We start from the raw sequence: 14,218 nt of genomic DNA on the forward strand, positions 1-14,218 counted from the left end.
CATGAAGAAGAAATTTGATAAAGGTGCGCAGATGGTCATTCAGAAAGAAATCGTGAAGCAATCGTTTCTGGAGGAAGGTCAAGAGCTGCCATTGGTAATCAAACCAAATCTGGCCGGGTTGGATCTGAATCAATGGTATCTCAACAATAAGGATATGGTGGAAGAGAAAATTTTGGAATATGGCGGCGTTCTGTTCAGAGGTTTTGATACCACCACACCAGAGAGCTTTTACGGGTTTATCGATGTAAGCTGCCCCGAGCCGCTCAGTTATAAAGAAGGAGCGACACCGAGAACTAAAGTACAAGGCAAGGTGTATACGTCAACGGAATTCCCGAACGAGGAGACCATTGCACCGCATAATGAATTGTCCTACGTCATGACCTGGCCCAAAAAAATCTGGTTCTCCAGTATCGTCGTCGCCGATGAAGGAGGAGAAACGCCTATTGTGGATGTGCGGAAAGTATATAACCTCATTGATCCGGACATTCGGGACGTTTTTGCAGAGAAAGGTTGGATGTTGGTTCGAAACTACGGCAACGGCTTCGGGCAGACCTGGCAGTATGTTTTCCACACGGAGTCCAAGGAAGAAGTCGAGCAGTATTGCCTGGACAACAACATGTCTTTCCACTGGAATGAGGATGGAACCCTCACAACGAAGCAGGTGAGACCGGCCATCACGATCCACCCGGATACGAATGAGAGCCTGTGGTTCAATCATATTGCCTTCTGGCACAGCAGCAGCCTGAACGAGGAAGTTCGCAACTTGATGCTCGAAGAATTCGGAGAAGGTGGCTTGCCATACCAGACGTATTACGGAGACGGAAGTTCAATTGATGCCGATGTGGCTGCTCATATTCGTCAGGCTTATGCCGATGCCACGGTCGCCTTTCCATGGCAAGAGGGAGATATTCTCATGCTGGACAATATGCTGGTTGCCCATGCTCGTAACCCATATCAGGGAGATCGAAAAGTATTGGTAGCCATGGGAGAACCCGTGAGTCGTTAAGCCTCAATTCCGTCGTAAGGAAATTACACTTGAACTGAAAATACATTAGAAATGCAGGAGGATTGAACATGGAAAATGTAATGCTGGGTTATCCCCTTTCACCACAACAGAAACGACTGCATGAACTGAATAATAATGGATTAACATCACTGGTCCCCAATGTAATTGCTGTTAACATCGAAGGTGAATGCTCGAATGGTCAGATTGAATTAGCCGTGAAGAGAATAGCCGAGAAATACAGCACACTCCGCACTTCCATAGAAGCTGATCCTAATTATGGGGTGCATCTTCAGAAGGTAGATTCGGAGACCAGAAGCCGATTCCGTACTGCATATTCCGATGAATCCATTCAGGAACAGGATATTCAAGGGTTGATCCGAAAAGAGTTGGGCACATGGACAGGTGATTATTCGCTGGAAGCCATTAACGTGGATCTGTCCGAACGTTCCAAAGTACTGATTCTCGCCTTTGATCCACAGTTCTCGGATATTGAACCTGCCGTTATTCTTGAGGACTTGTCACAATTAATGACGGCCGAGGTGGACCCGGAACTTCTGGAAGAAGAGGTCCCGTATTATGCTGTATCCGAGTGGTTGAATGACCTGCTGACCAATGATGAGCACGCGGAGGAAAGAAGTTTTTGGAACAATAAACGGTTCGATCATGTGGACAAACAATTGTCCATGGCATCCGGTAGCGAATCCCCAAGTATTACGCTGGCACGCTTCCCTGTGGAAGGGTCACCAGAATTATGGGCTGAACTTGAGAAGGTAGCGGAGAAGGCTGGAAGTACCATAGATAATGTTGCGCTCGCCTGCTGGAATCTGACTTTGCATCTGCTGGGCGAGGATAAGGAACTAACGGTTGGCGTACATACGCGTGGCCGACAAGATGAGGATTTGGAGAAGGTTGTCGGTGCATTGAATCGATACGTACCTCTGTACTCGGGCTTGAAAGAGGACGACACGCTGGCTCAGTTTTTACACAGAACGACGAGTGAAGCAAAAGATAGTGCGGAATATGCAGATTATTTTGACTTCAAAATGTTTGGCAGATCGGATTCAAGCCAGTCTGTGTTCTCCTATGGATTCGAGAGTCGGGATGCATCATCCGTGGTGGAATCAAGTGATCACACGTTCCGGGTCGTGTATCAGTCGGAACAGATTGAACCGGTTCACCTTGGACTCAACATCCAGCAATATCCTGAACGTAGAGATATCGTTCTTCGTTATAACGAGGAAGTGTACACTCCGACAGAGATTGGCTACGTGGCGGATATTTTCACACATATTTGCAACAATGCCTATGTGAATCTGGCTGAACCCGTATCGACCAATATCATCCCTGATCATCTGACAGTTACATTGCAATCGATTCTTCAAGGAGAGGTTCGGGAATATGCCACCTCGACATTGGTGGAGATGCTGGACGAACAAGCGTTGAAGACGCCAGATCAGATTGCGGTTGTGTCTGGTAACACTTTGCTTACGTTCCGGGAAATCCATGAGAAGTCCAGACAACTTGCCCACTATCTGCAGCGGACAAGAAGCGTCGGACATGGAGATGTAGTCGGCGTCAGCGTGGAGAGATCTCCTGAGCTGGTCATAGCTCTTCTGTCGGTACTTCGAGCAGGTGCTGCTTATGTACCGCTTGATCCGGATTATCCGAATGAGCGATTGTCCTATATCCGTGAGAATGCCCGCATTGAGACGGTGCTGTTGTTGAATCAAAACAATGAACGGCTCAACTCCCTTTTTGCCAATCCTGTATTCCTTGAAGAAGAAGGTGAGGCCATTGCGAATGAGCCCACGGATGCACCGACAATCGGAGTAGATGCCAGAGATATCGCTTATATCCTCTATACTTCCGGTTCCACAGGCAGACCCAAAGGGGTCAAAGTGTCACATCAGGCCATCAGCAACCATATGCATTGGATGAACAATGAATTTCCATTGACCGGAGAAGACGCTGTATTGCAGAAAACATCGATTAATTTCGATGCATCCGTATGGGAATTCTATGCACCGCTCACTACAGGCGCAAGGCTGGTTCTTGCTGAACCGGACAAGCATGCTGATCCCGACTATCTGCTCGACATTATTCATAAGGAACGGATTACGACGTTACAGGTTGTACCTACCATGCTTCAGGCTTTGGTGGAAAAAGAAACCCTCTCTTCAGCACCGTTAAAAAGGGTGTTCAGCGGTGGAGAAAGGCTGGGAATTCCGCTCCAGAAAGCTTTCTTTGCCGGATCCAATGCTCAGTTGATTAATTTGTACGGCCCAACCGAGGCGAGTATTGATACGACGTATCATATCTGCGACCAAGATAACGTTCAGGAAACGATCGGCAGACCCATTCATAATACCAATCTGCTCGTACTGGACTCGAACCTGAATTTTGTTCCGCCAGGTGTTGCCGGAGAGTTATATATCAGCGGAAAGGGTCTGGCAGATGGATATGTGGATGAACATTTAAATGACCAGGCTTTCCTGACACATTCTTATGCGCCGGACAACGTGATGTACAAAACCGGAGACAGGGTCCGTTATTTCCCGGATGGTCATATCGAATACATTGGCAGGGTTGACCGGCAGGTGAAGTTAAGAGGTTACCGGATCGAACTCGGCGAGATCGAGAAGGTTCTGAACGAACACCCTCATGTTCGACTTGCAGCAGCGAAGCTGCTAGAGAAGACAGAATCGTTGCTGGTTGCCTATGTAGAACTGGATAGAGCTGGAGAGATTAAGGATGTCAAACAGTGGATTTCGTCCGCGCTTCCCGAATATATGATTCCGAACGTCATCCAAGTGCTAGACCATTTACCGTTGCTGAGTAATGGAAAAATGGATTATCACGCTCTACCGGACGTAGATGTAAGTTCCGGGGCAGAATATGCCGCACCAACGACAACTGTCGAGCAGATTGTTGCCCAGATCTGGAGAACGGTATTGAAGCGGGAGCAGATTAGTGTTGATGAGAATTTCTTTGCGCTCGGAGGGCATTCCCTTATCGCAACGCAGGTTATCTCTGGAATCAGACAACAGGTAGGTGTCAATCTGCCGCTGCGTAAAATATTTGATGCGCCTACCATTCGTGAATTGTCCGAAGTAATTGAAAATCTGTTATTGGAAGCGAATGGATATTCTGCGGAGGGTAATTAAGTGAAAAAATCTGGTGCAGTAATGAACAAAAGCGAACTGATTGATCGAATATTAAGTCAGATGAATGTGACCAACACAGTAGAGCGCACTTCTCGCGACATCAATCACTTCCCGCTATCTTTTGCTCAGAAGAGGTTGTGGCTTCAGCAGCAGATTGAGCCGGCAAGTACGGCATATAACATGGTATTCGCTAATGAGATTGTGGGAGAGTTCGATAAGTCTGCATTTGAACAAGCCATCGGACTGCTGGTGGAGAGGCAAGAGGCACTACAAGTTCGGATTGATGCTGCAGAAGGCATACCGTATCAATATATTCAGGAAGACGAACCGGATTATGAATGGGTTGATATATCGAAGTATCCGGGCGATCAGGCCGAAAGGCAGATTGTTGATCAAGTCGAAAGGGCCGATGGCCCTTTTGATTTTACCCGGGACAGACTGTGCAGATTCAAAGTGTTTAAGCTGAACGATCAACGCCATATTTTTGTTCTGTTGATGCATCATATCATCTCGGATGGTCAGTCGATCGAGATCATACGAAGAGACCTGTTATCTTATTATGAACATTTCCGCGGAGCGGGCTTATTGCCAGCATATAGTTCTTCCGCGACCCAATATATAGATTACTCGGTATGGCAGAATCAATTACTGGAAAGTAACGAGTTTGCTAATCAGAAGAAGTACTGGCTCGATCAACTGAAGGAACACTCCTATACGCTCAATTTGCCATATGACCATGAGCGTCCACAGAAACGGAGTGAAGAGGGGATATCAATATACTTCACGATTCCGGCACCCCTTACCAGCAGATTAAGAGAGATTTCGGAGAAGCATCATTCCACGCTATTTATGGTGATGTATACCTGTTTTGCGATTTTGTTACGTAAGTATTCGGGTGAAACGGATCTGATGATCGGGACGCCTGTCTCCAATCGGCCCCAGTCCGATTTGGAGAAGATTGTTGGTTTCTTTGTCAATACACTCGTACTGCGTAGCCGTATTGATGATCAGCAATCATTTTTGGAACACCTTGACGCTTCCAAAAATACGATCCTTGATGCGTTCGATCATCAGGATGTACCGATTGATCTATTGTTCGATGATCTAACACAATCCAGAACAACGGGATATTCGCCATTGTTTCAGGTTATGTTCAGTCTGGCGAAGGCGAATCAGATCGAACAGAATGATCAACAGGCCGTGTTCAGGGAAATCAAGCTGAAGCAGAACAACACATCCAAATTCGATATGTCTCTGGACTTAACGGAAGATCTGGATGTGATTAAGGGTACGTTTGAATGTAGTCGGGATCTGTTCCACGTGAGTACGATTGAACGCTGGGCCAGTAATTTTATAGCGCTGCTTGAACATATTGTGGATCATCCAGGGAAGCCAATCGCAGGGGTTGGAGCCGTTAGTGTTGAAGAACGACAGAAGGTTCTATATGAATGGAACGATACCGTAATGGATTACCCTGATCATATCTGTGTACAACATCTGTTTGAAGCATCTGTAACCCGAGCCCCGGATCAGGTGGCTGTGGTGTATGGGGGAGACCAATTATCTTATCGCGATCTAGACCGCCAAGCGAATCAATTGGCTCATCTTCTGATCGAAAAGGGAATTGGACCTGACAAGGCGGTAGCCATTGGCATAGAACGTTCGCTGCATTTACCCATTGCCCTTCTTGCTGTGTTAAAAGCGGGAGGAGCTATCGTGCCTCTGGATCTGGATGCACCTGTGGAGCGAAATCGTCACATGTTAACAGATTCGGGAGCGTGCATCTGTCTCATCAATACGAATACGTTGCCGATCCCGGATGATGTTGCCGTTCTGATCGACGTATCTCAACCTGAAATGTATATGGACAAGCCGATAACAGTTCCTTCGACACCAGTGGGGCCTGATCATCTGGTAGCTATTTATTATACGTCAGGCACTACAGGGAAACCCAAAGGGGTATCTGTGCGGCACCAGGGGTGGGTGAACCGTATCTGCTGGATGCAGCACCAATTCAAGCTGGAATCCCATGAAACGGTACTTCAGAAAACAACCCTGACCTTTGATGATGTCGGTCTTGAATATTTCTGGACATGGATGGCAGGTGCCAGGGTTGCACTGTTGGAACCAGGATTTCATCGTGATCCGTATGCGATCATTCAAGCTTTGAAGCAATATGAAGTGGCCATCGTCTTTTTTGTTCCGAGCATGCTGAAGATGATTTTGGAGCGAATTGATATGGCGGATCTGGAGCAATTAGCATCATTACGGGATGTATTCTCCAGTGGAGAGGCATTGAAACCCGAGATGGTTGCGGCGTTCCACAACCTTCTTCCCGAGCGTAATCTGCATAACAGTTACGGGGTGACTGAGGTTTCCATTGATTCGACCATTCATATGAATGTGCAGCCGGAAGGTCAGCGCGCTCGAAGAAATATATCCATTGGTCGTCCAATCGGGAACAATTTCATCTACGTTCTGGACGAAATGCAGAAACCAGTGCCCATTGGGGTTCATGGTCATTTGTATATTGGTGGTGTTGGTCTGGCGAGAGGCTACTATGGAGATCCCGTAAAGACCGAGCAGGCTTTCTTTGCGAACCCGTTTACGGATGGACGGATGTACAGAACGGGCGACATTGCTTATTACGATGCTACTGGCAAGTTATACATTGTCGGACGAATAGACAACCAATTGAAGATCAGAGGCATGCGTGTAGAATTGGGAGAAATCACCGATGTAATCTCCAGACACGCTGATATTCAGGAGTGTGCGATGCTGGCTGAGAGATGGGGAGATGATGAAGAACTGTCACTGAGTGCTTACATTCAGCTGGTTCCATCCTCTGAGATTCTCAGTACGGATCTTCGCAACTTCTGCCGAACCCTGCTGCCGAGTCACATGATTCCCTCACGTTTCATTACGATTGAACGTATTCCTCTCAACAGTAATGGCAAGTTGGACAAGGCAGCGCTGAAGCATCTGGACCGTGGTACATTGAACGATTATATCGCTGCTCCACAGGATGAGTTGGAAGAAAAGGTCATGCAGGTTTTCATGGATATCCTTGGCGTGGACACCATCCATCTGCATGAAAGCTTTTTCGATCAGGGTGGACATTCCATCAAAGCCGTCCGTTTAATGGATGTTCTGAACAGAACATTCCAGACCGAGCTATCCGTGATCACCTTGTTTGATTACTCCACCGTGACCGAGATTGCACATATCATTCGGGAGGGGAATTTGCCCCAAGATCAATCGGTTGTTGTGTTGAAAGAAGACGGTCTTGCGGATGCAACTCCACTGTTTCTTATTCCGACGGGTGGCGGCAACCTGATCAATTATTATGAGTTGGTTAGCCAACTGAAAGGCTTGAATATATACGGATTTGTGCCAAAAGGATATGAGAACGACGAAGAACCGCTCTATACCGTTCAGGAACTGGCTCAGTATTATTATGGTGTTCTTACGCAATTGAATCCGATAGGCCCGTACCGATTGCTGGGTTGGTCCTTTGGTGGCAATGTGGCCTTTGAGATGGCGCGGATCATCGAAGATGCAGGACAGCAGCTGGAGTGGCTGATCATTCTGGATGCACCTGCCCGAAGCCATGAACGGGATGTTCGTCCAATAAACAAGATGGAGGTTCTTGCCGAATTAGCACACAACAATAGGTATGAGTTCAAGCACAGTGCAGACTATGAAGCTCAGTTACAAGAAGCCATGAATCATTTTCCTGGTGAAAACACGCTTAGACATTTGAAAGTGCGCCTGGCCAATGAAGTGGCTTTTGATAACTACCATTCAACAGAGCCGATTCAGTCTGACATCCATCTGTTATACGCAACCGCTCAGGATGAACGAACTCCAGTTCCGTTAACGGATGCACAGGTTTGGCACGCCAAGACGACAGGTACATGCACTTCAACGCCTATTCCAGGTCATCATGAGAATCTGATCGACTACAATCATGCAGTGAATGTGGCCCAATATGTGAATCAAATGGTGAAGGGATGGATCAGATGACTTTTGAAACGATGGAATCCAATGTGAGAAGTTATTGCAGACATTTCCCGGCCGTATTTGATAAAGCCAAAGATGATCAACTCTATACCGTGGATGGTCGTCCGTATATCGATTTTTTCGCAGGTGCTGGTGCACTTAACTATGGACATAACAATGAATATATCAAAAACGAAATCATGGCCTACATTGAATCGGATCGAATTATGCATGGGCTCGATATGTACACGCAAGCGAAGCTTGATTTTATTGAATATTTCTCTGAATCTGTACTGAAGAAAAAAGGAATGGAATACAAGCTTCAATTCTGTGGCCCTACCGGAACCAATGCGGTAGAAGCAGCGTTGAAGCTGGCGCGTAAATATACAGGGCGGACCGGTGTATTTTCTTTCATGGGCGGTTATCATGGTATGTCCTTGGGGAGTCTGGCCGTTACCAGTAATCGGGACAGCCGGCAGGGTGCGGGCAGAGTATTAGACGGTGTAACCTTTATTCCATATCCGAATGAGCATAATCATTATTTTGATAGTGCTGCCTACATCGAATATATATTGGAAGATACCCACTCCGGTATTGAGAAGCCGGCTGCCATCATATTGGAGACGGTACAGGCAGAGGGTGGTATCTATGTTGCGGAGACTTCGTGGTTGAAGAAAATCAGGGCCATCTGTGATCGCTACGATATTTTGTTCATATGCGACGATGTGCAGGTGGGATGCGGTAGAACGGGGCCGTTCTTCTCCTACGAGCGAGCCGAGATACTTCCTGATCTGGTCGTTCTCTCCAAATCCATTAGCGGGTATGGATTGCCGATGTCCTTGTTGTTGATGAAGCCGCACCTCGATATCTGGAATCCGGGCGAACATAATGGAACCTTTCGCGGAAACCAGCTGGCCTTTATCGCAGCCAAAGCAGCACTGGAATACAGGGAACAGGTATCTCTGGAAGAGCAGGTGTATGCGAAAGAGACCATGTTGAAGCAGGTATGGAATGAGGAGATATTGAAGCAATACCCTAACATTGATATTCGGGGGATTGGTCTGATCTGGGGGCTGGATTTCTCCAAATTCGAACCGGATATTGCAGCAAAGGTGCAGAAGGCTTGCTACGATCGTGGACTTATTGTAGAGCGAGTAGGCAGGCATGATAGCGTGGTTAAGGTCATGCCTCCATTGAACATCTCCAATCACAATCTGCGAAAAGGAATCGACATCCTGAAGGAAAGCATTGCTTCGGTGTTGCAAGAGGAGAAGGTTGTACAAAAGATTTAACTTTCTAATCAATCATTCGATTGAAACAAGCGGAGCAGGAATGACTTCGCTTGTCTTCATTCTTTATAGCCGGATGGAAGAGATGGATGAATGAGATACAGGTTCGACGTAGGCGGAGGTGAGCCATGGAGATTTTCAAAAACAAGAACTTCAGTTTGATGTTTTTTGGCAGAATCTTGACCAATATTGGAGATAGTTTATACGCGGTATCCGCCATGTGGCTGGTCTACAATCTGGGAGGCTCCTCATTTTATACAGGACTCGCGGGTTTTTTATCCATTTTGCCGAAAATTATTCAACTGTTATCTGGACCGATGATAGATCGGCTTCCGATTCGGGGGATTCTGGTATACAGTCAGTTAATTCAGGCCTTATTGTTATTAATTGTGCCGATTGCAGCGTACTATGATTTTCTGAGCGTAGGCTTGGTATTGGTGATCACCCCTATTCTGAACATCTGTAATACCTGGGTGTATCCGGTTCAGATGTCAGCTCTGCCAAGAGTATTGGAGAAACACCAACTCACGCAGGGCAACTCTCTGTTCTCCATCGCTTATCAGGGTATTGATGTGGCTTGTAATGCCATCTCCGGGATCCTCATTGTTGCGCTGGGCGCGGTGTCTTTGTATTTTTGGAATGCCATCGGTTTCTTCATAGGTGCGCTGTTATTCTCCCAATTGCGGATTGCTCCTTATATCATGGAATCGAAAATGAAGAAGGAACAGGATACATACGATGAGATCATTGAACGGGTGAACAAGAGTACACCGTCAGGCATGCGTTTGTTTTTTAGAAATTACACGGATGATTTAGTGAGCGGAATCATGCTGCTTACACGGTCGGCTTTGGCCAAATTGCTCTTTGGCATTATGGTTATTAATGCTGCGGGAGGAGCGACATTCAGTGTGCTACCCATATACAGTGATGAGATCGGTGGAGCTGGTATCTACGGGTTGATGCTGATGGCACAGGCGCTGGGTAGCGTCATTGGCGCAACATGTGCACCGTATCTCAGACTGGAAAATGTACGTTTGGGTCGGTTGTATTCTGTGGCATACATCATCTCCGGTATCGCTTGGATCGGGTGTATATTTACCCCATGGAGCTGGCTGAGCATTCTGGTATATGGACTGGCCTGGGTTCCCGGCGGAGCCGTTAACGTTATCATCAATACCGTTGTGCAGAAGGGAGTACCACAGCAATATTTGGGTTTGGTATTCTCTGCAACGATGGCGTTAAGTGGTATAGCCATGCCAATCGGCAGTCTGATCGGTGGTACGTTGGGAGTCTGGCTACAGAGTTCTACAGTCATTACCTTATGTGGAATTACCGTCGTTTTGGTAGGTGTATACTGGATGTTCGATCGCGTATCCCGCAACCTGCCCAAGACGGAGCAACTGGATGAAGGATATTTCAATTTCACACCACGTGGCGGCAAGGCTCGCTCGAATACCGAAGTGGGGGTTTAACGCTGACATAGCGTAATGTGCCTGTTGTTTATCTCTAAATTTCATGGGTAAAAAATTAAAAAAGGCACCTCCAGAAAGGGCATGAGGATAACAATTGGTTATCCCGTGTCTTTTCCGTGAGGTGTCCTATTCAGGTTTATTCATGTTAAACCATGTTAAACGTTACCTGAGCATTGGCGCATTGCAGGTGAATTGTTGTTACTCCGTGTAATCACTTATCGAAGTTCGCCCCGCCTCCACACTGATCCAGTAGGAATAATCTTCGCGTACGTCCACATAGAGGTTAAGTTCCTTCGCGTCAAGGTTACTTACCGTCAGTTTAAAATTGCCATAGGCATCTGCTGTAACCTGTTGCGTCTGGATGTGCTCTACAGCAGGCGAAGGACCATGGATTTTAATCGGCATCGTCTGGTTGGCATACGCCGAGAATGTACCTTGAAGGACTAGCGTGTGATCGGCAGAAAATACTGCTTTCATGGTCTGATCCGGTAGTCCGCCGTTCTTTTCATTCTCGGTAGCTTCAGTGGCATTCTTCGGTCTGCCCCATAGTTCGAAGCCTTTTTCCTTCAGGTTCTGGAGAAAAACAACGGCCTCTGCCCGGGTCAAGGATTCTTGTCCCGCATAACCTTGCACCGTAGCTGCCGTTTTGCCGGAAGAGTATCCCATGTTCAGCAGATACCGGATGGCATCTTCATCTTGGGTATAATTTTTACCGCCAAGACCAGCTACAATTACAGCTACTTCTGTTCGATTCAAGGCATGATTACGCAGCTTCGGATTCTGTTTGCTGGCTTCCAGATTCAGATTCAACGCGGATGCATAGGTATAGTAACGATCACTCCAGATGTTTCCTTTGACGGCTTGCCCCTCCACAGCATCGATGCTCTGAATGACATGGGAATTCGCATACAGCTTGAACAACATGGAGAGAAATTCGGCTTCACTTACCTGATTGTTGGGCTTGAACGTTCCATCCTCGTATCCACTGACCATCTCCTGTTGAACGGCCCATTGAATGGCATCTTTCGCCCAATGCGTGCGGATATCACTTAATTGGGGGATTCCCGTTACCGTAACAGAGACAACCGCTTCTTTCCCTTCAAAACGAATCCGGATTTCGGCTTTACCAGCCTGAAGACCGAGTATTTTTCCATCCTTGATGGCAATGCGATCCGACGTCGTCGTGAAGGAAACATTAGACTGTGGAACATAGGATGTTCCGTTATCATTCACGGCAGTGATCGAAGGCAGATCAATCTGTTCTCCTGTTCGAACGTTCAGGTTTTGTTGTCCTGGCGTTATACGGGTAAGAGTGGCATCCTGAACACCGTCAACATGGAAGAAACGCGTGGAGTATGTGATTTCCGCTGCTGTACCGTTCTTCTTTTGCAGACCTGTAATTCGAATGTTGAACGTATCGCCGTTCTTTAACATTTGCACATCATCGGGACGGAAGATAATGGCGTAGCCATATCCATATCCACCTGTCTCTACATTGAAATAGGCTTGATTAAACCATTGTTTATCCGCAGGGTCCACGTTGTAATAACCTGTTGGAAAGCCACTGTTCTGATTGTTGGCATTAAAGGTCCACGTACGTTGATCGGAAGTTCGAGTCATCTCGACCTGTACCTCAGACAGTGATGGTTTCGCGAATACATCTGTATTCAGTTGAACGGACCAGGCCTGTGTACTGCCAAAGGCTTCGATTGGAAATGCGCCTTGATTTGGAAACAGACTGTAGTTAAAAGGAGCTGCCCCAGTTCTGCTCTTGTCGAATACCTGCATGGCACTATAGTACTGATCATAGGTCTTACCTGCTTCACTACGAGTGGCGAGTCCAAATCCGATTCGTTGCATTTGTGGATTCAAAATCCAGCGCCGGTGACCCAGTCGATCAATATTGGAGGCATCCGAATCATTCATATAGGCCTGAATGCTTTTTGTCAGGACGTTATCCTTGGCACTGCTGGTAAGGTACAGATTGGAGCTGCTGGCAGACTTTGAACCTGTGTCAAAGAAATTCTTTGGCATATCTCCCGGCTGCTCTGGATAATGGGACAGGTATCCACCCGTGGAGACCACAACAGCTCCATGTTGGGCTTGACGATTCAATGTTGGATCAAGGACAAGATCTCCCTGAAGACCCGTGATAAAACGATAAAAGTTGGCTGCATTCAGCCCTTGTTCCAGATAGGCATCACTTACAACACCAGCAGAGTAGGGAGCACTTGTCGAAGGTGTCTCTGTATACAGGGGAGATGCATCATCACCATTCATCCACTGATTCCACTTCTGAACAATCTCCTGCTGACTTCGCTCTGGCAGCAAACTGTCGATCTGTTCTGCATGTGCCGCTTGAGCACCCCATAACAGAAACAGCAGGCCTGCCAAGGGCAGTGTGAACAGCGAATGCATTTTATTTTTCCGGTAAACCATGTTTCCAACCCCTCTCAATTCTGAACGTCGAAGAACATATGCATGTACAACATCATGGTATATTCATCGACATTACAGTTGATTTTGCTTAGAGGTGGGCATGGGAGCAAAAGGCCGAGCGTGTGAAGGAGTGGGAGGGAAATGAGTAAGAATTGGTAGTTTATTAGTGAAAAAAGAGCACAGGCTGCCCCCGCCGATTCGGGACAGCTTGTACTCCTCATACATATGTATCTACTCTGTTAGTCGAGACTCAGGTTAAAATCAGGCTCACACATATAATCTAAAGGGTACAGATCATCGCGGGCTGAGATTAATGCACGGAAATGAAGATAAAGATTATTGGGCTGTACCACAATGCCACCAACACGATGAGGCATAAGTTCAGCTACTACAAACACATCTTCCGCGCGATTGCATTTGAAAAGAACATTCTTGGGATTGATGACTTCTTCCAGGTAACTGTATGTCATCACGTGAAATGCTTGTCCACGCCAGTTCGTCTTGATCACTTTATAGGACTGTGTGCGAACCAGATCCAGATAACGTTCCAGCTGGAACGTATGCTCAAATTGCGTAATGTAGCCTTTTTTATCCACATCAATCGTAAACTCGACATCATAGCTCACATGCATTTCATCTTTATAAGTTCCCTTCATGACCTTCATAGCGTCAAAGTGTGATCCGAATTCCGGATCTTCCACGTAGGGAATGGTAACGAGTTCAGGATCAACATGATCTGTAATCTGGCTCTTACTGGAAGGTGGGGTGTAATACTTCGATGGCTGAAGATCAATCGATCCAATCATGCTTCCTGGGAAACCGGGGCTGCAAGTTATTCGCATAGTC

7 protein-coding genes are annotated in these 14,218 nt (G+C 46.8%); 5 read left to right on the plus strand and 2 right to left on the minus strand.

Going from position 1 to position 14,218, the window contains the following annotated elements; genetic code table 11:
- Window position 1 precedes the first annotated feature (1 nt).
- The 5 genes from OM416_RS26490 (at window position 2) to OM416_RS26510 (ending at window position 10,933) form a co-directional block, all read left to right on the plus strand.
- Window positions 2-1,006: a TauD/TfdA family dioxygenase gene (locus tag OM416_RS26490; protein WP_264934449.1), complete on the plus strand. Its 1,005-nt coding sequence runs from the start codon at window positions 2-4 to the stop codon at window positions 1,004-1,006.
- Between the two features lie 68 nt (window positions 1,007-1,074).
- Window positions 1,075-4,170, plus strand: a complete 3,096-nt coding sequence (locus OM416_RS26495) for a non-ribosomal peptide synthetase (protein ID WP_264934451.1) — start codon at window positions 1,075-1,077, stop codon at window positions 4,168-4,170.
- Complete coding sequence (locus tag OM416_RS26500; protein WP_264934453.1) at window positions 4,171-8,196, plus strand: non-ribosomal peptide synthetase; 4,026 nt, start codon at window positions 4,171-4,173, stop codon at window positions 8,194-8,196.
- Window positions 8,184-9,464, plus strand: coding sequence for a diaminobutyrate--2-oxoglutarate transaminase (gene ectB / locus OM416_RS26505; RefSeq protein ID WP_413775831.1), 1,281 nt, complete (start codon window positions 8,184-8,186; stop codon window positions 9,462-9,464). The genes OM416_RS26500 and ectB overlap by 13 nt, the downstream gene beginning before the upstream one ends.
- Before the next feature lie 125 nt (window positions 9,465-9,589).
- Window positions 9,590-10,933 (plus strand): MFS transporter, encoded by a 1,344-nt coding sequence (locus tag OM416_RS26510; RefSeq protein ID WP_264934457.1) that lies wholly within the window; start codon window positions 9,590-9,592, stop codon window positions 10,931-10,933.
- 198 nt (window positions 10,934-11,131) lie between these two features.
- On the opposite strand, the gene OM416_RS26515 is transcribed toward OM416_RS26510, so the two are convergent.
- Window positions 11,132-13,372, minus strand: a complete 2,241-nt coding sequence (locus tag OM416_RS26515) for an S-layer homology domain-containing protein (RefSeq protein ID WP_264934459.1) — start codon at window positions 13,370-13,372, stop codon at window positions 11,132-11,134.
- Between the two features lie 239 nt (window positions 13,373-13,611).
- The gene (locus tag OM416_RS26520; protein WP_264934461.1) at window positions 13,612-14,214 is read right to left on the minus strand and encodes a hypothetical protein; all 603 of its coding nucleotides are present in this window, start codon (window positions 14,212-14,214) and stop codon (window positions 13,612-13,614) included.
- Window positions 14,215-14,218: the final 4 nt, after the last annotated feature.

This window comes from Paenibacillus sp. LS1, assembly GCF_026013365.1.
Classification (GTDB): Bacteria; Bacillota; Bacilli; order Paenibacillales; family Paenibacillaceae; genus Paenibacillus.

What these genes read in the sequence shown, in the direction of transcription:
- OM416_RS26490 (WP_264934449.1), top strand. Translation starts at nt 2, where the DNA reads ATGAAGAAGAAATTTGATAAAGGTGCGCAGATGGTCATTCAGAAAGAA.
- OM416_RS26495 (WP_264934451.1), top strand. Translation starts at nt 1,075, where the DNA reads ATGGAAAATGTAATGCTGGGTTATCCCCTTTCACCACAACAGAAACGA.
- ectB (WP_413775831.1), top strand. Translation starts at nt 8,184, where the DNA reads ATGGATCAGATGACTTTTGAAACGATGGAATCCAATGTGAGAAGTTAT.
- OM416_RS26510 (WP_264934457.1), top strand. Translation starts at nt 9,590, where the DNA reads ATGGAGATTTTCAAAAACAAGAACTTCAGTTTGATGTTTTTTGGCAGA.
- OM416_RS26515 (WP_264934459.1), bottom strand. Translation starts at nt 13,372, where the DNA reads ATGGTTTACCGGAAAAATAAAATGCATTCGCTGTTCACACTGCCCTTG.
- OM416_RS26520 (WP_264934461.1), bottom strand. Translation starts at nt 14,214, where the DNA reads ATGCGAATAACTTGCAGCCCCGGTTTCCCAGGAAGCATGATTGGATCG.